Here is a 20,121-nt window from a genome sequence, read left to right as displayed (position 1 = left end):
AAGTTAACAAGTTCAACTAAAGGAGAACTTGTTAACTTTATAATTGTTTATATAAGTTCATTGGAACGCAATTTTATCGCATCCTTATTTGTTCAAAATTTATAAGAATGGTAGAACGGGTATCGTTCCATATTTAAATTACAACTTATCTTAGCTTTAATATACAGGAATAGATTTCATTTGAAAAGGAACGCTTCTTTCTTTTGAATATCGCACTTGACCTGATAAATGACTTACTGGAACGGGAACCGTTCTTGCCTATAAATCAATGGTTGGGTATATTTAAATAACTCATCACTTATAAAAATGATTACCAGCTTAGAACGTTAAGAGAACATGAAAGATATTTTTATACAACAGGTCCTCTTTTATCGAAGAAAGAAAGGACACTAATTTTAAAGGCAGAATAGTGGAAAGGATGTTGTTCCTTTATAATAATGTTGTAAATTTAATAATAAAAAGATATACAAATAGTAAGTGTTTAATTTGGAACGCTTTAATATTACTTTAATTTTAAATCTCCCTACAATTTCTTTCTATCGTAGTGTATTCAAGCTAGGAAAATAATTGCACGATAAAAATTTAACTTTTTAAGTATACTCCTTTTATTTAAAATATAAAATACTTTCTAGATCAGAAGGAATACAGGGGAATTATATAAGTTAATAGAGCCAAAAGAGTTAGTTGAATTACATAAAATGATTTATCAAAATGTATTTTTAATATAAAATTTAATTTATAATATAAAAGATATAGTAGAGTTAGCTACGTTTTTATCCTTTGTATTAGGAAGCTGTCAACAGAACATTGGAACGGGAATAGTTCCATGTTGGAGTCCCGACTTTTCTAAATTTGGACATATAGATAGGATTCTATTGAATCGGAACGCCTTTTTCTCTTGTGTTTTATTTTATTTCTATATAATGGAACGGGAGAACGGGAATCGTTCTTTCTTTTAACAAAGGTTTTTACATATTTGAATATTCATCGATGGTCAAAATAATATTCAGTGCATAACGTTTAAAGAACATAATAAGTGTTTTCATAAAGGCTATATTATTTTAGCAAAAAAGGAGAGGAAACTAATTATGAATGAAGAACAGTGGAACGGGATTAGTGACAAAATACCAAAAGCATATTGGACAAGGGAAGTTGCTGAATCATTAGGGATTAGTGATAGTTATCTAAGAAAATGGTGCTTAGAACTAGAAAAAAACGGATACAAATTTCTAAAGGTCAAGGATGGAAAAAATCGCGATAATCGGGCATTCACGGAACACGATGTAATTGCGTTACGTAAATTTCAATCCCTTTTAAGTCAACCAAATATTACAAAGTCTCAAGTAGCAGAAATAATTGCAAATGACTATGCTCCCATAGATAGAGACACTAAAGAAATATCTTCTTATTTACGAGACAATGATCGTGATAAAGCCCAACAAGAAGTTCACGATCTTATCCTAAAAGATGTAATCCATGAATTGAGACATGAACTTGGTAACGTAGAGAATCGAATAATTGCCAGTCTAGGGGAACGAATAGAGGAACGACTAAGTAAAAAAATAGAGGAACGGATAGAGGATTTTCTTGCAAGACACTTACTCCTACATGAGGAACGGATAGAGGAACGGATAAGAACTATAATGTCTCAGTACTTGGAACGCCAGGAAATAACCATGAAAAACACACTTGGCCAAATACAGACTTTACAACTACAAGATAAGTCTTCAAAAGAGAATAACGAAAAAACACTTTCTGAAATAAAAAATTCTTATGTAGAACAACAGAAGAAAAATGAAGCTCGTGAAAAAGAGCTTCAAAAGGAATTAAATGAAAGAGAGGAACAATTGAAGGAAGTGCTTACAGAACTTAAGACAATTAAAGAGCAAATAGCTATTACAAATGAAAAGAAGGGCTTTATTTCTAGATTGTTCGGTAAGTAAATAGAGAAGCTAGTATTTATTTAAAGAAACTCAGCTGCTAAAAGCTTAGTTTCTTTAGATTATAAAAGATTTACACCTTATTTTATCCCACGTTAAAAAATCAAAATTATCTAAGAAAGCTTCAAGTTAATGTCAGAAACGAAAGAAGCGCCTGTTCCATGGAAAAAGGTTGTGCCACAAAAGAAACAGCTATCCACTCAGCCCAAAGGGACACAGGATGTGTTGGGTTTCGATAAAATTGTGGTGCCTGACGAGTCCCTAAAAACACGATCAAACCCCGAAAAAATGCAAAAAGTTATTGAATTTGTGAAGCGTACTGGTTATCTAGATGAACCCTTAACGATTGATAAAGAATCTAAGGTCTTAAAAGACGGCTATCGTCGTTATGTTGTGGCTAAGATTATTAAAATGGACCAAGTTCCGGTTGTCTATGAATATTAAAAATAAGGGTGTAGGAGTCTACTAAATGAACAATAAACAAAAAGCGATTGAATATATTCAAAAAGCGTCTGATGAATTGGAAAAGCATCGAGGGTTTCTTGCAAATTTAGGCCTGAATGTATCCTTTTTAAATACAGCTGATAGAAAGTTAGATCAAGCCGTCCATTGTCTCGTTCATTCAATCGAAGAGCCCGAAGATGACAATGAAAAAGAAATTAAAGAAGTGTCCTTTCATGGAGATGAAAAGATTATTGTGTTTAAAAATGGGGATATCAAAACGATTAAATATTTTAATCAAGCAGGGAATGCAGCTGAAAATTAGATCATTTATAAGAAAGATTTAGATGGAAAGGTTAATTGGTGTAGCTACGTCCAAAGATTGCGGTACAAAGACATGACCAATCCTTGAGAAAGCTTAAAAGGTCATTAATTTTGTGAGGTGTACAGGACACCTAATGGATGAGGAGTTTGTTAAACATTACAAAAGAGCAAGTAGCAACCAATAAAAAAGAATTCTCACAAAAATTTTCTCCAAATAATAAAACGTTACACTGAAAGTATATAATCTTTTATTCTAAAAGAACACGTTTTCCATAAAAAAATAGGCTTATTGATTATAAGAACTTTTATTTTAAAATTCTGATTTACTATTCAATAAATAATATTAATTGTAACTAATTTCCTCAATATGTACCATTTGCATCCAATAAATTGATGTTATCGCCATATTCAATGGCAAGTATTCCTTTGATAAAATAATGGTGCAATCCTTTTTCATAGGTTTTTTCTTCATAGGTAATATCCCTATTATCTAATATTCAAGATTCTTTGTTAGTGTGCACGCATTTCTATAATGCGTGCCTTTTTTTATGATAATTATATATATCTATGAATATTCACAACAAAGACCGCCCATTATGTATTAGTGTATAAGGCGGTCTTAACTGTATTCATGCTATATGATTATGACAAAAATATCGACATTATTCTAAAAGATTTTAATGGCCTCTGCTTATTTTCCTTATTATGTTTTATTTTGATGTCTTAATAAAGGATATGGTATTGACTTGTCCATTATGACTCATTTTTAACGTTTTATTTTTAGTGAAATTTGGACATAACTAGAGTAATAACAAGTAAAGGGGTATCTATCATGTTCGGGTTAGGAAAAAGGCGAACTAGACTTGGTAAATGGATTGATAAAAGAAACATTAATCAAGAATGGCTTGTAAGAAAGTCAGGATTAGGTAGAAGTACGATTGGTGATTTAGTAAACAACTCCGAAAGGTTGCCTACACAAAGAACAATGAAAAAGATATTACAAGCATTAAGACGGATCGATCCTAATATTAAGAGCGAAGATTTCTGGGATATTTAAATATGTTTATTACAATTCTTTTTTATTCCTTTAGAGGCTTTGTTTCTCCAAGTATATAAAAACAGGCTTTAGTAATAGCTTAAAAGCCTGTTTTTAATTCGCGGTTAAAATGTTCCTGCTTATCAAATCGCTCATCTTGCTTTTTATGTATTTAATCAATGAATTACTCTTATCTTCGTAACGCTTCAAAACGTCTGCTTTTACGGAGGCCTCCTGCGTAGCTTCCTCCTAATCCCTACCTGTTACGTCCTGGCACCCTTGAGGCATGTCACAAACACTTTTAATGGATATTTTTGCTAATTTATCAGTATGTAAACAAAAAAGCGACCTCACTAGCCGCCGTGATACTACTCGTTATCGCCGAATAAATTAAAAGAAAGTTGCTCAGATCTTTTCCTATGGTAATAAGCGTTTTTAACTTGTTTTACTCGCTCTCTATTTTTAACGTAATAATCCCGGTCGCGAACGGAAACGCAAACTCTGCAGTATGGTCCAAGTTGACCGAATCCATCGCTTTTATAATGATAGTTTTTTGCGTGTTTTAATTCGCGGCATTTACGGCAAGTCTTAGCGACAACTTGGCCATCAGCATCTATGAAGTATACGAACCCTCTCGGCTTTGTTCTTTCGTCATATTCCTGCGCCAGTAGTTCTTCTCGTAGACTCATATTCGCTCACCTCCTCGGTCGCCATGATATTGCTACTGATTCCCTTTTATTATACGTATTAACCCTTCTCAATACCAGTCTGCAAATCCATTGCCTTCTTCGCGTATGACAGTTTCATCTCCGGCAGATGCTTGGATTTATTCCACTTTATCTAAGCCTAGCGATTTTATCTAAATAGGCTTCCTTTCATTCTTCTGAGGTAGCCTATTTTTGTGTAATTACAAACACTTTTCTAGCACTCTATGTTAAGTTAATTTTAATTCCACCAGAAGAAGCTGATGTTCTTGGTTTTCCATCTCTTTGCTGTTTAGCTGAACTTCTGTATTTCTCCATCAATTCATAAATACTTGCAACTTGTATAATCTTAATATGATCCGAATTAACAGCATACCGAATAGGCGTAATCAAAATGACGGAAGGGAAGATGGCTGATCGGTCCTCTGGCTGCCAGTGTAACGCCTTCCAATCATTCGAAAAGAAAAACTCTTCATAAAGGCTAATCTTCGCCTGCATTTTCTGTTCAGAATACTGATTTCTCTGAATTTCAATCCAAAACGGAGATCCTTTAAAGATGCAAAAGAGATCTGGTTCAATCCCTCCTTTTCGTCCGGTGGGCTTATCTTCGACAATGACTTGTTTAGGTACACTATACGTACACATTTGCTTATAAACATCTAGAATGGAAAGAAAATGAAGTATTTTTTGAGAGTTCTTTTTAATCTTCGCATCTACTGGTAAATAGACGGATGGAGAATACTGCTGTGTGCGTTCAATTAGCCCTAATCGATATAAACGTACCATCACACTATTACACGCATTTACGGGCGATTTAAGTTGTTTAAAGAATAGGTCAACTAATGAGTCTCGATCCACAGCTCTGAATTGATTAATAAACGCTATGATGTCTTTATCACGTTGAGATAAACGGAAACTCATCGCTGCTCCTCCTTCTCTAGTAATCCAAAGATGGATTGTGGTGCAACTTCTATATTCGGCTCTGGATCATGTATCAACGTCTTATAAGGAGAAAGTATTTCCTTACAAGCTCCTTCATCTAAGAAAAAGGCTTGAAACTCTTTTACCTCATCAATTTTAATCTTCATACGGCCTCTAGCAGCTGCATCGATTTCTTCTGCGCCGATTACTCCGGCTACTTTCGCATTTATCGCATCGGCCTGCCTTCCAGAGATCCTAACCCGTAAGTTTGCTTTCAGTGCTGAATTCAACAAATCGGCATCAGGACGCTGCATGGCAATAATCGTATGAACACCTAGGGCACGACCTTGACTCGCAAATTGTTGAATCATCTCTACAAGATCCGTTTCTCTTTTTACAATGGACATTTCATCAATTACCACAACGATACGAGGCAGCTTAAAAGGTAGCCTGCTGATATGCGTCACGCCATGCTCTAACAATAAATCGCCTCTTCGATACATTTCAGCTCGTAATAAAGAAAAAGGTTTTCTCATATCCTTTGCCTCAAAGCAAAGCGCATCCACATGCTCAATCCCATTAAATAAGCCCAAATCAGCTCGTTTGAGATCCACTAAGACTAAGCGTAGATCAGCAGGTGAGGTGTATTTCACCCAAGTGGTTAGAATCACACGCATTAAGCTGCTTTTTCCTGCGCCAATTTCGCCAGATATCAATAAGGTTTCTAAGTCGGCAAAATCCCACGAAACGGGGTTTCCATAGATATCTTGACCAATGCATACCGGAAGCTCCATTTTCTCTATATGAGGATGAATGACTTCATAATTATAATTGAGCATCTTAGGTAGGCTTTTGTGATGAACAGTAATACTAAAGTTCTTTAAGCTGCCATTCACTTCAATATTGCTGCCTAATACTTGTCGTAAGACCCATCTTTTTTTAGTTAAAAGTTCAGGATCAATACCGTTCAGTAAGGAAAAAGCATACCGAGTGTAGGTGTGCTGATGATCGATCCGATGGATCTTCGGAAATTGATAGGAGGTACGATCCCCACGCTTTGTGATCCGATAAATCTCTGCTGTACGAAACGCTTTAATCAATTGGCCACGCAGCTTTAGTTTTTCAAACATCCACATTCCTCCTCAAAACATAAAAGTCGCAAAAAAGTAAATCAACGCGATATAGAACGTGACAGGCAAGATAAAGCGCATCACTTTTGTGAACTGATCCACAAGATCAATCACACCCCATCGCTCTAATATGCGTTCAATGATAGCAATTCCTAAGACAATACCTCCTATGGTCAAAATAGTGGGGTCAAGCATGGCAAGTGGACTAAACGGAACAAAGGAATACGCCTTGATGGGACGAGGTCTCGTGAGAGAGGGTTTGGTAAATGAAGGGAAGATTTTTCGAAAGGTGAATCCTTTTGTTTTTCTCGTGTTGGTACCTTCTTTCATTCTTTAATTTTTTTGCCTTTCATGTATGAATGATTTCAGCTCAACGCATCCGGTCGCCCCCTTCACCTCTTCGGCTCAGCTCCCTTACAGGTTCCATGAATGGCTTCACGAGGCGTATACAGCTTGTATTAACGCGTTAACGTTACTGAATTAGCTACTAATTAGGTAATGGAGTAATAATTCTTTAGATACTATGTAGCTACTTCAGTAAGCTTGCCTGTCCACTCAAAAAATAAAAAAGAACCCTTACTGCGGTAGGTAAGGGGTAGGTAGTGATGCAAGTTATTTTTGTCTTTTATATACTGGGGGGTGGCCTAATCGCTCATATATTCTCTTCTTTCTATGTTTAATAAAGTAGATAAATGTCATGAAGGATAAAAGTAAACGTTTAATAGACATGAATGTATATATTACAAACACTTCGCTAGAAGAAGTACCAACGAATTTCGTGTATGCATTGTATTCACTTCGTTGGCAGATTGAGATTTTGTTTAAAACGTGGAAGTCATTCTTTGAAATTGATGAATATAAAAATAATAAAAGGGAACACCTAGAGTGCCATTTATATGGACAACTCGTTGGTATTCTCCTCTGTTCTTCTACGATGTTTCAAATGCGACAACTCAGAAAGTCTTTATGAAAATAAAAGACTGAAGAAATATCAATTTTCCCAAACAAAAGAAACGTTCCTGTAACTATGAAAGATGTCTTTTGATAACCTAATAATCGATACCAAACTGGACATAATAAAATGGATAAAAAATATCCATTGTTAGGGGAATTGAATCGTGAAACAATTGTTTAAATTAAGCTCCTCATGGTTTCCAATTTGGTTAATATCATTATTAATGTTAGTCATGGTATTTGTATATCTGCCTATATTTAAAGGTGCAAAACAAAACATGTCTGATGTTCCTCTAATTGTTGTAAATGAAGATAAGGGAAAAGTTGGCGATGCCATATTATTAAATCTTATCGAAAAGCAAAATGGAAACTCCTTTAAATGGGAAGTTGATAAAAGTAGGAAACAAGCATTCACAGATATAAGAAATAACAAGGCATATGGCGCATTAATTATCCCTTCAAACTATTCAAAAAGTCTTGGTCGAGTTCATGATACGCTTATTTCCGGTCTTACAAATGATAAACCTGCTGATTTAGAAATTTTATTGAACGAAGGGATTGGGCAAACTGCATCCATCATTGCGAGTAATACCCTTCAGACAGTCGCTTTAACTGCTTCTAAAGGAATTAGTAGTCAACTAAAAAATGAATTACTGCAAAAAGGAATGAGAGTAGCACCAGAGAATGCTTCATTATTAGAAAATCCCGTACAGGTTGTTTCCAAAAATGTACTGAGGCTGCCGGTTAATCTTAATAAAGGAATGACACCGTTTGTCATGGCCCTTATATCATCTATTACTGGAATGTTGGGGGCAAATATGATACATGGATATCTTTTGCGAAGTAATGGTATTTTGAAGAAAAGGGGATCTGCATTAAGTGAATCTGAAGTCCTTACATCAGAAATAATTTTTGGTATCATTTTAACTTTCTGTGTTTCAATTTTTATTCAACTAGGGGTATTTGGAATTTTTGGGAGTGCACATGCTTCAAATATTTGGACGATATTCCTGTTTACTTTCTTTAGTTGTACGACCATGTTTTTGTTATTTAAAACGATAGCAGTATTTTTAGGTGGATGGGGAATGTTAGTAATGTTCCCGGTAAATTTTATGGGTATATTTTCCAGTGGTGGGGCATTTCCTCTATCAACATTACCTACCGTCCATCGACTGTTCAGTTATATTCTGCCTACAAGATATATTGTGGACGGAATAAGGGCATTACTTTATTATGACGGAAGATTGGAAGCAGGACTTGGACCAGCCTTATTGGCACTCTCCGTCTATTTTGTTTTGACATTAGCGATTCTTATTATATTCATTAATCTTACTAAAAAATATAAAGAAGCAGTTGTTGATGAAAGTGGAAAGAAAATTGAAGTAGAGGTGGGAAATGAAATTCCTCATGAACCATCTACTCACGAGCAAAGGGAAAGTCACCATATAGGAGAAAAAGATGGAATGTTTCGTCAAGCAGTGTGCAATTTAGCTAAAGGCAGTAATAAAGAGAAACAGGAAATGAATGATGATGAGTTCCGAAACGCATTGAAATCATTAGACAAAAATAAAAAATAATATTATTGCTTGAAGATGATAGTAATAATATTATTTTTTGCATATTTCTAGATTTTGTACATTTAAAAAAATGCTGCCATAATAGCAGCATTGTCCAATTAATAAATACAGTTCAAAAAGTAAGAAAATAACAATATCCGGTTCCTTAACGTACAGGTAACCGGCTAAAATGTGTCTAAACGTACAATTTTTCACTTTTGATGACGTGACCCCTAGTATAGAAAAGCTAAAAATTTTTTAATCGCTCAATTATTAGAAGGTGGAGGAAGCCTTTGTTCAATAAGGCTTTGCAATAATCTTCAACAATCAAGCGCGTTTTTTCAATATTCGGCTCTCGAAATAAAATGCCACCTTAAGTAAATTATTGAAACATACTGGCACGAAAAAAGACTGCAAAACCGAAATGAAACAATTCGCGAATTAATCAAAAAAGAGTTAAATAAAAATGTATGAATTTTCACAGTCCTCTTGCTATTCTGATTTTCACTTCCTACTTATAAATCCTGAAGGAAGCACGAAACTATTTGATTTAATTGTTGAAGGAAATCTACAAACCAACTTTTAAGAATTTAAGTTTTAACAGTCACGTTTAACGGTGTCAATTGACTAGTTTAACCACAACTACATTATTATACTTTTTATGATTATATTCCTCTTATTCTACAAAAAAACGTTCGTAAAAGTGTGTGGATTTCAGGAGACGTTCGTAATTTGTTTTAAAACTTAAATGAACGATAAAAACGGTAGATTTCTTATGCAAAAGAAAAGTCCGTAAAGGTATACTTTTACGGACTTAATTATCGGAAAATCCCTTAGCATCAATATGAAAAGTTTTTAAATATATATAAAGCAGTAGGAAACTAATACTTCCTACTGCTTCGCATATTATAGGGTCGTTACACTCTTACCTCTTTTGGGGAAATTAATCACCTTATTCTCACTAATAAATGTCGATCCTAAAAGAAGTGCGCCACCTAGTATTTGAACAAGTGTCATATGTTCTCGCAAGATAACTGCAGAAATCAATATTGCTACAAATGGATCTACGTAGCTTAGCATAGCGATACTTCGGCCTTTTAATTTCTCCATACCTGAGAAAAACAACCAAAATCCAATACCAGTGTTCACAATTCCTAGAATTATTATAAAGGGAACGGACGATCTAGATACTCCAAAGACACCGAATCCTTCCGTCAAAAACACATATGGCAAGAGCAGTAAAGCTGTTATTCCAAGTTGGATGATTGTAATCTCTAGTCTTCCCATGAGGCGAATAAATTTATTGAGTAACATCAATGCAGCATAACATGCAGCTGCGAGTAATCCAAAAAAGATTCCAAGTAAATCTTCCGTTCCAGAGGCACTTACACCATTTCCAACAATCATTAACATACCTATTATCGCTATACCGATACAAATAATTTTTTTGACAGGTAATTGTTCTTTAAGGATAAATGGTGAGAGGATCATGACGAACACAGGTGCAAAATAATAGCCTAGCGTTGCATTAGTGAGCGTTGTATGATCATATGCTTGGTAAAGAAACATCCAATTTCCTCCCAATGCAATACCCGAAAAAAATAAAATACAAGCATTAACTTTTACCAATTTCCATGGAATGGTTCTCTTCCTCATGAAAAAAACAATCATTAAAAATAAACACCCTATTGAACTACTTAGTAAAGCTGTTTCACTCGAAGACAAATCAATGTATCTTACAATTAAACCCATTGTACCGAAAATAATCATAGATAAAACAAACTGTATCTTATATTTCACTACCTTCACCTACTTAATCCATAGGCAATTTGATCAAGCGATTTTAGATTATTTTGCTCCATTTTATTTGTCAGCGTAGAAGTTCCAACTTTTATGGCTATTCTATTTTTATATAGACACATATCACACCTCTATAATCGATACCTTATGGTTTGTATAAGGTAAAAAATCATTAATAATTTGCTCTGTTTTTACTTTCATATATCCGGTTGTTGTTCCATCACTGCATCCATACCATTCTTCACTCATCACATCTTTATCAAAAACAATTTGCACATTATTATTTTTATCAAGTAGTGCACTAAAAACAGTTGCTGCCCCAATTTTTGTTCCTACCATTTCTTTCATCAATTCCTCAGGAGCAAAAGAGACTCTAGCTATATTTAGGGCACTACTGAAGTCTTTTGAGCGAAAAGGCTTATCTCCTTTAGTGATAAATAGATAGAAGGAAGTTTGCTGTCGATTACACAAGAACAATGTTTTAACCATTTTCATGTTCAACTTATTATTAATAAGAGTACAGTCATCCATTGTAATGGCTTCATCTGTATCAACACGTTGAAAAGGAATATTTAATTGTTGTAAAGCAAGATACGTACTTTCTTGTAAAGGTGTGGAATATTTTTTTGGAGCCATGGTATAAACCTCGCTAATAAAAAACATATTTTTTCATTCCTTCGCTTTGTATATTTAATAAATGTAGATTATCATGGAAAATATCATTACAAAAGCGAATATTTGTCATGCTGAGCATGACAAAAACAGATGCAAAGGTTGTGATACGATGGACATGAATATACAAAAATATATTGCTTTTGTTAAAACAGTTGAATTGGGAAGCTTCACAAAAGCAGCAAAGTATTTAAATTATTCTCAGTCTGGCATAAGTCGGATGATTAACGATTTAGAAAAAGAATGGGGAGTAACTTTACTTGAACGAGGTCGATCTGGTTTACGGTTAACTTCAGACGGATTAAATTTATTCCCAGCTGCTAAAAGACTATTTGAAGAATATCAAAATTTACAACATCAGATAGAAGAAATTAACGGGTTACAATCAGGAGTGGTTCGGATTGGCACTTTCTCTAGCGTAGCCACGCATTGGCTTCCAAAAATAATAAAACAATTTAAAACCGATTATCCTAATATTGATTTTGAATTACTTTTAGGTGATTATCACGAAATAGAAAAGTGGATTATAGAAGGGCGTGTGGATTTTGGGTTTTTACGACTTCCTACCCTTCCGGAATTGGAAACAACATTTATAGAACAGGATAATCTACTTGTTGTATTGCCTAAAAGGCATCCTCTTGCAGACCTCGAAAAAATTCCAACTGCTGAACTTTCTGAGTCCTCTTTTATCTTGTTAGAAAAAGAAGGGAATTCCGATGTAACTAAACTGCTTAAAAAGTGGAATATATGTCCTAAAATTAATTTTACGACATGGGATGACTATGCCATTATGGCTATGGTAGAGAGTGGTTTAGGTATTAGTATTTTACCGAAATTAGTTTTACAGCGCATCTCTTACGACGTTATAACAAAAGAATTAGAAGTACCTGCTTACCGAAAAATTGGGTTAGCATATAGGGAAAATCAAACTTTATCTCTTGCTAGCAAACAATTTTTAAATTATTTAGAGTATAGATAAAATACTCATTCCTTCCCTAAAGATACTATATTTTAAAGGACTAGCATATGTATAAAAGGTACGCTTTTAATACATTTTTCTGATTTACATCGCTAAGAGAAACCTTGTGACACCAAGGATGTATAAAAAGCTGCATAATGTAGAAAAGTGAGCCTAATGGGAGCCCTTATGCGAGAAGGGTTCTTTTTTGGCGTGAGTTCCGGAAAGAGTGATTATGTTAACTAATGTTGTATACGATATACAGCCTAAAAACAGAAAAACCTACTGTATACAAGGACCAGTAGGTTTTTTCTGCTACATTTATTTAACCAGATGACTGAAGCCTTATGGCGTCTTGAGTAGTTTGCACAACTAGATATTTATTATTCACTTTGCAATTTTTAAATAAAAAAAGAAACAGATCTAAAAAGACTGTTTCTTGACAAATTCCAATCCATTTAATACTTTACTCATATGATTTAAAATAAAGCATAGTATTTTTTTATAAAATATATTTTGCTTCTGATAAAATCCAATAAGTAAACTTATTAAGTTTACTTATTGTACTAACATGAGCAGGTTAGTATAATAGAACCTTAAAAAAGACAAGAACAGCTTAACTGTACTTGTCTTTTTTATAACAATATGGAATAACATACATAAATACAAAATGCTTATGTTAAAGTTGGCATTTTTATCAATGATTCTAACCAAGTATTAATTTTTTTCGTTAAAAATGTAACTCTAAAGACCATAGTAATTAATACCGATAATAAACTCATAAGCATATCCAAAATATATTCCTCCACATTGTAATTTAGTGTTTGATCTAACACTAGGGTTATTATTCATTTAAAAATTAAATTTATTCCAGTAAAATGATTTTTATTTTAATCTTCGATACTTACTTTTTTATTATCGTAACCCGATCTTCCATTTGTGGCGGTTCCTCTAGCCATCCGTTTTTAATCATTAGTTTGATTCCTTCATCAGCGTAGAAATAAATATCCTTGGCAATTAAGGCTGTTTTCAGGGATACATCATTCCTTAAACTAAAAATGGACCCAAAACTACTTCCAACAATTCCAAATCCATTGAGAAGGTAAACACAATACATCATGAGTTTATCAGAAAATGGAGCCACAGTAGAAGTAGTTACTGTGCTTCCAGAAGTCGCAGAGAACTGAACGTCACTTTTTAGTAGAATTTCTTGATAAATTTTTATTTGTTTCTTGGCTAGTTCTTTTCCTTTAACAAAATAGTCTTTTACCTCTTTATTCTCTGCACATTGTGCAAAACCAGTAATCAACTGCATACCAACATTATTTGACTCAACTCCGTGGTGAAGAATGCCTAACTCGTTGTGATTCAAAGGTCTTTTGTCGCTAAAAGGCTGAAATCCTTTCAAATAGCTTTTATCATTAACAAACTCAATCGTTTTAGGCATTGTCGATTTTGGTGGAAGGGTGATAATTCCTTTTTCAAGTAAGTAAAGTGTGGCCAATTTATAAGTTTTATGAGTAACAATAGTTAGCCCTTCATAAATTGCTATGACATCCTTGCGATATGCCATATTCATATTGATTGTGTACATACCCATGCTAACCTCTTTTAAAATACGAAGAAAATTTATGTCAAATCCATTGTCGTATAAGTTGGGAGCATCTAAGTTAACATCTACACTTGTGAAGCCAATAGGAACTGCGACTCCTTCATCCTCAAAAATCTGCTTTATTTCCTTGATATAAAAATGCAGTTCTTGCCATAAGCCCCCCATAATATTCTTAGCTTCCTGGTCATCTGCTTTTGCCAAGAAGTATTCTAAAATTCTTAGAATCATCGACTTTTCTTGGTATGTAAGCCAAAGTGTTCCGATTTCGGAAGCGCTTATTGGGTTTTTATCATCCAAAATGTTTAACCTCCTTCGGTCCTTATGTCCTATTTTTTTCAGAATGTGTAAAATTATTCAAAACACGAAAATACATGTTCCATTAGCTATTTTTTATAAACCTCTTTCTCTGGTAATCCCCTTGTTTTTAATTGAATATTGGACAGAGAAAAAAACAAGTTTGGTTAAATGGAGAAGAGGATGGGGTTGGTATCATAATTTAATTAGTGTTATGTTTAAAACGTTAGTAATTAGATCTATAATTGGAATTGTAAGAAAAATATCTAAAGATTAAGTACAGTGAGTTGTACAAGATTAGTTTGAAAAGTAAGAGTTCAGTATTGAAAAAAGCCCTTGCGTTGGGTAACAAGAGCTTTCTTTCCCATATTTAGTTCCTGTAACATGTTTTATGGTGCGACAAGAAGTCGCTTTTATATAGTGTGGCTCACGCCACTGGTTTAGACGCAAAAACTATCCCCGTCCAAAACTGCGGGCCTGGTAACGGGCTCGTGGGTTGCATGCGGAAATGCGGAAACAGAGAGTCAGTGCACGACTCGGAACACTGCTAGGGGAAGATGAGTATGGTGAACATTAGTGAAGGTTTGTAAGCTTCGTAAGTGTTAGCTCAGGATAGTGCACAGCTTTGCTTGGGTATTGGCAAGAGGAAAAGCAGATTCATAATGCTGTTGTGACGCGTCCCGTATCTTGCCCGGAGTAAAGAACCCATCTAACCTCGTCGTATCTATAAGATGCGGAACTTGGTAAGCCCTTTGTCATCTGTACAAACAGTAGGATGACTGCAAAGTCAAACGATGTGACAGAGGGTAAAGGATACGAGAGAAAGCGAATGCCGTTATCTCGAAAGAGAACAGGAAAGCAGGAAACTGTATAACTGGATGGATACTATCGTCCTTACGGACAAACCCATGATAGGACCGAAAGGGAGCTGACTTCTCGTTGGTCTCTCGTAGGAACATAAGGTTGTGGCTATCTTCTGACGAAAGAAACGTACTGTTATGTATACCTCCATTTGGAGCGTCGGCGTACGTTTTACTTACCAATACGGTATGTGATGAAGATACGACAGCAAATGGACCTGCAATGGGAGGCTTGAGCCGATGTGTCTTGAAAGGGACTTGCACGGTTCTTAGGGGAGTGTGCGACAAGAAAGCAGCTTTTCTCATAATGCCAGTGTCGTGTATGCGATTGTCTAAGGTATGATAGACATTCCCTACCAAAACGCCTTACGGAGTAATCGGTAAGGTGGTTGCATGAGGTTAAGTTTAACTTGGGAGCCAGGGGTAAGGGAAAGATTGGTATGATTAACTAAAGTGAATTTTCATAGGCATCGTCAGAGAAAGCAACAGGTAGGCATGGTATGACTGTTGTTTAATAGGTCGGCTCCATATTATACCAATACCTTAAAATCATTTTGTCTTCTGCAGCAGGCTGTCTAACAGGTCTGCTGTTTCTTCTCTTTTCAGCATCCTATATTGTATCTCTATCTCTTATGATTGTCTTGTTGCATTCACTTAATATAACCCTGCTATTCAGTTACGAACACGAATTATCGATAGATGATTAGGAGTAATACTATCACTATACCTTTTTTCTTATCCTGATATTAATTCAATAATATTGCCTTTAGCAATGATCATTATAACGAGCCAAGTTATCTTCCACTGATTCTTCTAAGATTTTCTGAATGACAATTATCGAAAGCTGATCAATATTCCTGAATCGAATACATCCTTTTCCGACATTTAGGTCTCTTAAAGAATCTATGTTCTTTTGCAGAATAGGAGTATTTAGAAAGTACAGACTCATATAATTTTTTTGAGAAGCAAATGCACATAGGGAACCGTTTAGTTCATAATAAGGCATTCCATATTTAATGGATTCTATAGCATTAGGTACTATTTGAATAATTAAGTTGCGAAGTTGGGTCAAATCATGCTTTCGATTGTCTGGCACTACTTGATCCATATACTGTTCTACTGTTTCAATGGTGTTTGTCATACTATTTTCTTCCTCCTATAATCTAGTTAAGTATTATCTAATTATTCTTAGCTAATTTGACATCGACTTAGCTGGTGTGTTTGTCATGTGTAAAATATTACTTCACCATCTTTTCTACTCTTACTATTATAGGTGAATAATTACAAATCCTACTAATTAACTAATCTTCTTTACATAACATACATTTGAGAAATTTATTTTTCAAAGTTATAGATAAGGGGAATCTACCATTTCAACATGTAAACCTGTTAAAACTACTTTTTTAAAAGCATTAGAACATTCGTGAGAGGTTCCTATGTACATATAATAATCATAGCCAAAATGGACAAAGAACTGGTTTTTTAACTCTAATTTACACCATACTGCATTTCGTAATGTTAGCTTTACTAGCTCTTTTACTTCTTGAATACTTATCCATTGTCCTATCCATAATTTTGATATAAATTCAGTTGCATTTTGAGCTTCTATATCTTCAGACCATTGTTCTAACCCTTTTATATAAAGTTTGTTAATATTCATTTCATTCATGAATGTTACAACCGCATTAATATACTTTTTTTCTACTTTCAAGTACTCATCCATATTTATCTTTACTCCTACTTCAGAAAAACAAGTCCATTCATCATTGAGAAAGTAACCATTAGTATCTCTTTTTAAGGGGTTATATTTCGTTACCCTCCTAGAATACAACTAGCACTCATCTCCTTTTCAACAGTATAGGTATTATACATGCTCGTTAACATACAAAAAACTCTTGGATGTAAAAAGAAATCTATTTGTTAAAGAGAATTCGGTATTCAATTTGTACTTCCTGCAATCTTATCCAACTTATCTTTAAACCATTATAGGGAATAGGTATCAATAATATTCAGAATAATATAAAATACTAAGTGGGAGTAACTTAGGGAAAAGGTGGTGGAAGCTATGGCTAAAATCACAGGAAAAGAAAAAGTAGAGTTTTACTTAGATGGAAATTTATTAATAGAAGGTCCAGCCTCTAAATTTTTTAAAGAAGGAAGCATGCATGGGAAAAATACTCCATTAGGTTTAGGAGATAGGTTTGATATGATGAATTTCCCAGAAATGGGTGACAAAATAAAACTTCATGTTATGAAAATGAAAGAAGATCTTCTAGATTCAGGAGAAATTCACACGCTTAAATACTTTCTTTCAAATTATGACGATTAGAAATAATGGCATACCAAAAGTACCCACTAAAATAGAAACGTGTAATCTATGGGTCTTCAACGTCTATTCTAAGGGGTACAATCAATCCCCACGTCTAGGTAGTTTTTCAAACTTTTACTTAAAGGGGAACATGTTATTTATTTCTTTTTCTTTCTTAACTCAAATCGATAGGTTAGGTTTAAAACCTAAGATTTTTACATGCTGAATAAATACTCTTTCTTTTGTAGATACATCTAATTTAGCCAATTTTACAATTTCCTTTTTATCTTCAACAGATTGTATCATCGCAGAACCATAAACTAGTTTATTTTTTTTCAGTACAGAATAGTTTACTTCGAACGTTTTTGACATTTTAACCTCATTTTTGACACTATGTATTTTAAATCTTTAATGATGTTTTATTATATCTTATTTAGGATTGTAAAAGATACCTTTACTAAAATAGGGGAATATCTGGTGATTAGCACCTGGATATTTTTAATAATTTATACTTATTTAACAGCTTTTCTTAATTCTTTCCCTGCTTTAAAAGCAGGAACTTTTGAAGTGAGGTATCAAAATTATAATACCAGAATCTGTTGGATATCTATATGTCTTTTTTAAAGAATACAATTTTTGCATCAGACTCCTATTTTCTATTATTCGCTATCAATGTAGGCGGGATTCAAAAACGAAATAAACAGCAGGAACGAGATTTTGAAAGGTAATCATTGATTGGTTATCAATTGACTTATAGAATTGACCTACGATATCATTGAACAAACTTAATACTCCAAAGGGGAGTAGCTGTACAACAATAGTCGTCATTACGAAACATTTTGTTTCTGGCTTTGTTGGCAATTTTAATTGTTAGCAAGAACTTTGCCTACGTTTTTAGTTAGGTAAAGGTCTGTTATGTATATCAAACACTTTTATTGACTAAAAAGAAACAGACTTGTTAGGAAGTCTGTAACTAGAAATAAAGTCAGCTACAACAGGTATTGTATATGATTAAACGAACTTTAACAGTCTTTCCTATTAAAAAGATTCTATACTTTATAGTGCTTATCTAAATCAATGCACTAAATAAAAAATAGACAGAGTATTTAAATGAATTCTTAATTTTGTAATCGCTTTCTTTTATACTGAGAATAGGTTGGATGGCATGAGTGGCTGTCATAGTATTTAGCGTAGGTGGGGCTGATATGAGGGAACAGGACATTATGGTAACTAAAAATATATATGATATACATCAAAAGGCAGTTTTTTCTGTTCCTCAATAGGAGTTAATTCATCCTATATTTCGCCATTATATTGTACGGTTATGACTTGTATTTATAAGCCATCAGGTCTAGCTTTTGAAACACCTAAGGCAAGATTTTTCCACAAAATGTGTTCAACCACTTCGGCGTCTATAGTATGACAATCAACAATAAGTATGACTTCCGAATGTTTGCCACGTAGAAGCCGTTGTTTCTTCTTGATTACTTTAAACATAAATAGTTTAATTCCTAACCCTAGGATAAATCCAATAAAAGCACTAATGATCCCCCAATAAATAGGACCCCAGCTTAGTTTAAATCCAATACTCGCACCAATGACGGAAAAGGCTGTGGCTAGAGCCATTCCTAAATCAATAAGAGAAACCCCATCAGCTCGATGAAGGCTATCAAGAATCCGACGAGCTTCTGTTCGATTATTGAGAGGAACGATAAATATGTCTTCTTTCTTTATTCCTTTTCTTTCTAGCTCTGAAACAGCTAACTCTATGTAACTGGAGTATTCAAATGTAGAAAAGATTTGCATATTTTCCTTTTCCAATACAAAAGCTTGGGCGTTGGTACATTTTCTCGAAGAAGTTTTTCTGCTCTCTTTCAACAAGTTTATTATTTTCAACGGTATTCATATAGGAATCGAAGATAGCAAAACCATATAGAGAGGGGGAAAATAACAACCATTCTTTATTTAAAACGGAAGTAGCCTGTTTTATTTCTCCTAAAAATAGCAGAGAAATACCCTCAAGTAGATGAGAATAATAAAAGAAAACGACTGCCCAAATAATGACAAAGAAAGCACCAATGATACGGTGAATATAGAGCTGTCCTAGACCTGGCATAAATAAGGACCAGACAACGGATAAGATGGGATTTCGTTTATCTAAATAGTTTACTTCCATGGCTCCCATACTAAAGGAGTTGAAACGATGATTTTCTCTTTCGGCTAAAACGTATATTTTATTTAAATCAACGGTTGTTCGGTAACTATCCCATATAGCAAAAATATAAACGGGAATATAAATAAGAAGCCACCTTGTATTGAGCACGTCTTTGGCCATGTCAATGTTTCCTTGAAAAGAATAAATCATCGCTAAATTCACATGAGATTTAAGGTTTATGACGACCTCCCATATAAATAACACAAAGCCACGAAGGTATTTAGACAAGAGTAAGTGTCCAAATCCAGGAAAAGCTGCTGACCACCAAGCGATAATATAGGGGTTTCTTAAATGGATTTGAGTCGTTCCAAATATACTGACATAAGCAATATAGCGCCTTGCAGTATTGTCATTTTTATAATTATTCATTTACGATCTCCTATGGATTCGAAAAAA

Annotated in this window: 19 protein-coding genes and 1 pseudogene; 8 read left to right on the top strand and 12 right to left on the bottom strand. The window is 34.1% G+C overall.

Annotation, left to right across the window (positions count from 1 at the left end; all coding sequences use genetic code 11):
• Positions 1–1,088: 1,088 nt before the first annotated feature.
• From Q5794_RS29420 to Q5794_RS29405, 4 genes are all read left to right on the top strand, one after another.
• A complete protein-coding gene (locus Q5794_RS29420) occupies positions 1,089–1,943 on the top strand; it encodes a hypothetical protein (protein ID WP_215055449.1) in 855 nt (284 codons plus the stop codon).
• Between the two features lie 129 nt (positions 1,944–2,072).
• Entirely contained in the window at positions 2,073–2,384 is a 312-nt protein-coding gene (locus tag Q5794_RS29415; RefSeq protein ID WP_251034444.1) for a hypothetical protein, read from the top strand.
• A gap of 25 nt (positions 2,385–2,409) precedes the next feature.
• Positions 2,410–2,706 carry a hypothetical protein gene (locus tag Q5794_RS29410; protein ID WP_215055447.1) on the top strand — a complete coding sequence of 99 codons (297 nt, stop codon included), beginning with the start codon at positions 2,410–2,412 and terminating at the stop codon, positions 2,704–2,706.
• A gap of 831 nt (positions 2,707–3,537) precedes the next feature.
• Entirely contained in the window at positions 3,538–3,762 is a 225-nt protein-coding gene (locus tag Q5794_RS29405) for a helix-turn-helix transcriptional regulator (protein WP_095380539.1), read from the top strand.
• A gap of 347 nt (positions 3,763–4,109) precedes the next feature.
• Here the strand turns inward: Q5794_RS29405 and Q5794_RS29400 are convergent, their stop codons facing one another.
• The 4 genes from Q5794_RS29400 to Q5794_RS29385 all read right to left on the bottom strand — a co-directional run bounded on the left by Q5794_RS29400 (position 4,110) and on the right by Q5794_RS29385 (position 6,826).
• Positions 4,110–4,430 carry a hypothetical protein gene (locus Q5794_RS29400; protein WP_215055445.1) on the bottom strand — a complete coding sequence of 107 codons (321 nt, stop codon included), beginning with the start codon at positions 4,428–4,430 and terminating at the stop codon, positions 4,110–4,112.
• Between the two features lie 240 nt (positions 4,431–4,670).
• Positions 4,671–5,366, bottom strand: coding sequence for a hypothetical protein (locus Q5794_RS29395; protein ID WP_374989463.1), 696 nt, complete (start codon positions 5,364–5,366; stop codon positions 4,671–4,673).
• On the bottom strand, positions 5,363–6,496 hold the full coding sequence (locus tag Q5794_RS29390; protein WP_374989462.1) for an FtsK/SpoIIIE domain-containing protein: 1,134 nt from the start codon (positions 6,494–6,496) through the stop codon (positions 5,363–5,365). Before Q5794_RS29390 ends, Q5794_RS29395 begins: the two co-directional genes overlap by 4 nt.
• A gap of 12 nt (positions 6,497–6,508) precedes the next feature.
• Positions 6,509–6,826, bottom strand: a complete 318-nt coding sequence (locus tag Q5794_RS29385) for a hypothetical protein (protein ID WP_215055512.1) — start codon at positions 6,824–6,826, stop codon at positions 6,509–6,511.
• Positions 6,827–7,190: 364 nt separating this feature from the next.
• Here Q5794_RS29385 and Q5794_RS29380 point away from each other — a divergent pair.
• Both Q5794_RS29380 and Q5794_RS29375 read left to right on the top strand, forming a co-directional pair.
• Positions 7,191–7,448 (top strand): annotated as a pseudogene (locus Q5794_RS29380) (transposase); the annotation flags it as partial.
• 166 nt (positions 7,449–7,614) lie between these two features.
• Positions 7,615–9,027 (top strand): ABC transporter permease, encoded by a 1,413-nt coding sequence (locus tag Q5794_RS29375; protein WP_374989485.1) that lies wholly within the window; start codon positions 7,615–7,617, stop codon positions 9,025–9,027.
• An 885-nt stretch (positions 9,028–9,912) separates the two neighbouring features.
• Here Q5794_RS29375 and Q5794_RS29370 read toward each other — a convergent pair.
• Positions 9,913–10,806: a DMT family transporter gene (locus tag Q5794_RS29370; protein WP_215055508.1), complete on the bottom strand. Its 894-nt coding sequence runs from the start codon at positions 10,804–10,806 to the stop codon at positions 9,913–9,915.
• 123 nt (positions 10,807–10,929) lie between these two features.
• Entirely contained in the window at positions 10,930–11,469 is a 540-nt protein-coding gene (locus Q5794_RS29365; protein WP_215055506.1) for a YbaK/EbsC family protein, read from the bottom strand.
• A gap of 121 nt (positions 11,470–11,590) precedes the next feature.
• Between Q5794_RS29365 and Q5794_RS29360 the strand changes: the two genes are divergently transcribed.
• Positions 11,591–12,457, top strand: a complete 867-nt coding sequence (locus Q5794_RS29360; RefSeq protein ID WP_374989486.1) for a LysR family transcriptional regulator — start codon at positions 11,591–11,593, stop codon at positions 12,455–12,457.
• An 883-nt stretch (positions 12,458–13,340) separates the two neighbouring features.
• Here Q5794_RS29360 and Q5794_RS29355 read toward each other — a convergent pair.
• From Q5794_RS29355 to Q5794_RS29345, 3 genes are all read right to left on the bottom strand, one after another.
• Positions 13,341–14,345, bottom strand: a complete 1,005-nt coding sequence (locus Q5794_RS29355) for a DUF3231 family protein (RefSeq protein ID WP_215055418.1) — start codon at positions 14,343–14,345, stop codon at positions 13,341–13,343.
• 1,623 nt (positions 14,346–15,968) lie between these two features.
• The gene (locus Q5794_RS29350; RefSeq protein WP_215055420.1) at positions 15,969–16,343 is read right to left on the bottom strand and encodes an iron chaperone; all 375 of its coding nucleotides are present in this window, start codon (positions 16,341–16,343) and stop codon (positions 15,969–15,971) included.
• 207 nt (positions 16,344–16,550) lie between these two features.
• Complete coding sequence (locus Q5794_RS29345; RefSeq protein ID WP_081363850.1) at positions 16,551–16,925, bottom strand: hypothetical protein; 375 nt, start codon at positions 16,923–16,925, stop codon at positions 16,551–16,553.
• A gap of 342 nt (positions 16,926–17,267) precedes the next feature.
• Here Q5794_RS29345 and Q5794_RS29340 point away from each other — a divergent pair, with 342 nt between their 5' ends.
• The gene (locus Q5794_RS29340; RefSeq protein ID WP_215055422.1) at positions 17,268–17,531 is read left to right on the top strand and encodes a hypothetical protein; all 264 of its coding nucleotides are present in this window, start codon (positions 17,268–17,270) and stop codon (positions 17,529–17,531) included.
• Between the two features lie 159 nt (positions 17,532–17,690).
• Here Q5794_RS29340 and Q5794_RS29335 read toward each other — a convergent pair whose 3' ends face one another.
• The 3 genes from Q5794_RS29335 to Q5794_RS29325 all read right to left on the bottom strand — a co-directional run bounded on the left by Q5794_RS29335 (position 17,691) and on the right by Q5794_RS29325 (position 20,094).
• A complete protein-coding gene (locus Q5794_RS29335; protein WP_136790442.1) occupies positions 17,691–17,882 on the bottom strand; it encodes a hypothetical protein in 192 nt (63 codons plus the stop codon).
• Positions 17,883–18,845: 963 nt separating this feature from the next.
• Positions 18,846–19,316 carry a hypothetical protein gene (locus Q5794_RS29330; RefSeq protein ID WP_074897617.1) on the bottom strand — a complete coding sequence of 157 codons (471 nt, stop codon included), beginning with the start codon at positions 19,314–19,316 and terminating at the stop codon, positions 18,846–18,848.
• On the bottom strand, positions 19,294–20,094 hold the full coding sequence (locus Q5794_RS29325) for a hypothetical protein (protein ID WP_374989484.1): 801 nt from the start codon (positions 20,092–20,094) through the stop codon (positions 19,294–19,296). The genes Q5794_RS29330 and Q5794_RS29325 overlap by 23 nt, the downstream gene beginning before the upstream one ends.
• Positions 20,095–20,121 lie beyond the last annotated feature (27 nt).

It is taken from the genome of Priestia megaterium, from assembly GCF_041941685.1.
GTDB classification, from domain to species: domain Bacteria; phylum Bacillota; class Bacilli; order Bacillales; family Bacillaceae_H; genus Priestia; species Priestia megaterium_C.
This window is presented reverse-complemented; position numbering and strand designations above follow the sequence as displayed.

Coding starts and splice junctions, on each gene's coding strand:
- Q5794_RS29420 (WP_215055449.1), top strand. CDS start 1,089: ATGAATGAAGAACAGTGGAACGGGATTAGTGACAAAATACCAAAAGCA.
- Q5794_RS29415 (WP_251034444.1), top strand. CDS start 2,073: ATGTCAGAAACGAAAGAAGCGCCTGTTCCATGGAAAAAGGTTGTGCCA.
- Q5794_RS29410 (WP_215055447.1), top strand. CDS start 2,410: ATGAACAATAAACAAAAAGCGATTGAATATATTCAAAAAGCGTCTGAT.
- Q5794_RS29405 (WP_095380539.1), top strand. CDS start 3,538: ATGTTCGGGTTAGGAAAAAGGCGAACTAGACTTGGTAAATGGATTGAT.
- Q5794_RS29400 (WP_215055445.1), bottom strand. CDS start 4,430: ATGAGTCTACGAGAAGAACTACTGGCGCAGGAATATGACGAAAGAACA.
- Q5794_RS29395 (WP_374989463.1), bottom strand. CDS start 5,366: ATGAGTTTCCGTTTATCTCAACGTGATAAAGACATCATAGCGTTTATT.
- Q5794_RS29390 (WP_374989462.1), bottom strand. CDS start 6,496: ATGTTTGAAAAACTAAAGCTGCGTGGCCAATTGATTAAAGCGTTTCGT.
- Q5794_RS29385 (WP_215055512.1), bottom strand. CDS start 6,826: ATGAAAGAAGGTACCAACACGAGAAAAACAAAAGGATTCACCTTTCGA.
- Q5794_RS29365 (WP_215055506.1), bottom strand. CDS start 11,469: ATGTTTTTTATTAGCGAGGTTTATACCATGGCTCCAAAAAAATATTCC.
- Q5794_RS29360 (WP_374989486.1), top strand. CDS start 11,591: ATGGACATGAATATACAAAAATATATTGCTTTTGTTAAAACAGTTGAA.
- Q5794_RS29350 (WP_215055420.1), bottom strand. CDS start 16,343: ATGACAAACACCATTGAAACAGTAGAACAGTATATGGATCAAGTAGTG.
- Q5794_RS29345 (WP_081363850.1), bottom strand. CDS start 16,925: ATGGATGAGTACTTGAAAGTAGAAAAAAAGTATATTAATGCGGTTGTA.
- Q5794_RS29340 (WP_215055422.1), top strand. CDS start 17,268: ATGGCTAAAATCACAGGAAAAGAAAAAGTAGAGTTTTACTTAGATGGA.
- Q5794_RS29335 (WP_136790442.1), bottom strand. CDS start 17,882: ATGTCAAAAACGTTCGAAGTAAACTATTCTGTACTGAAAAAAAATAAA.
- Q5794_RS29330 (WP_074897617.1), bottom strand. CDS start 19,316: ATGCAAATCTTTTCTACATTTGAATACTCCAGTTACATAGAGTTAGCT.
- Q5794_RS29325 (WP_374989484.1), bottom strand. CDS start 20,094: ATGAATAATTATAAAAATGACAATACTGCAAGGCGCTATATTGCTTAT.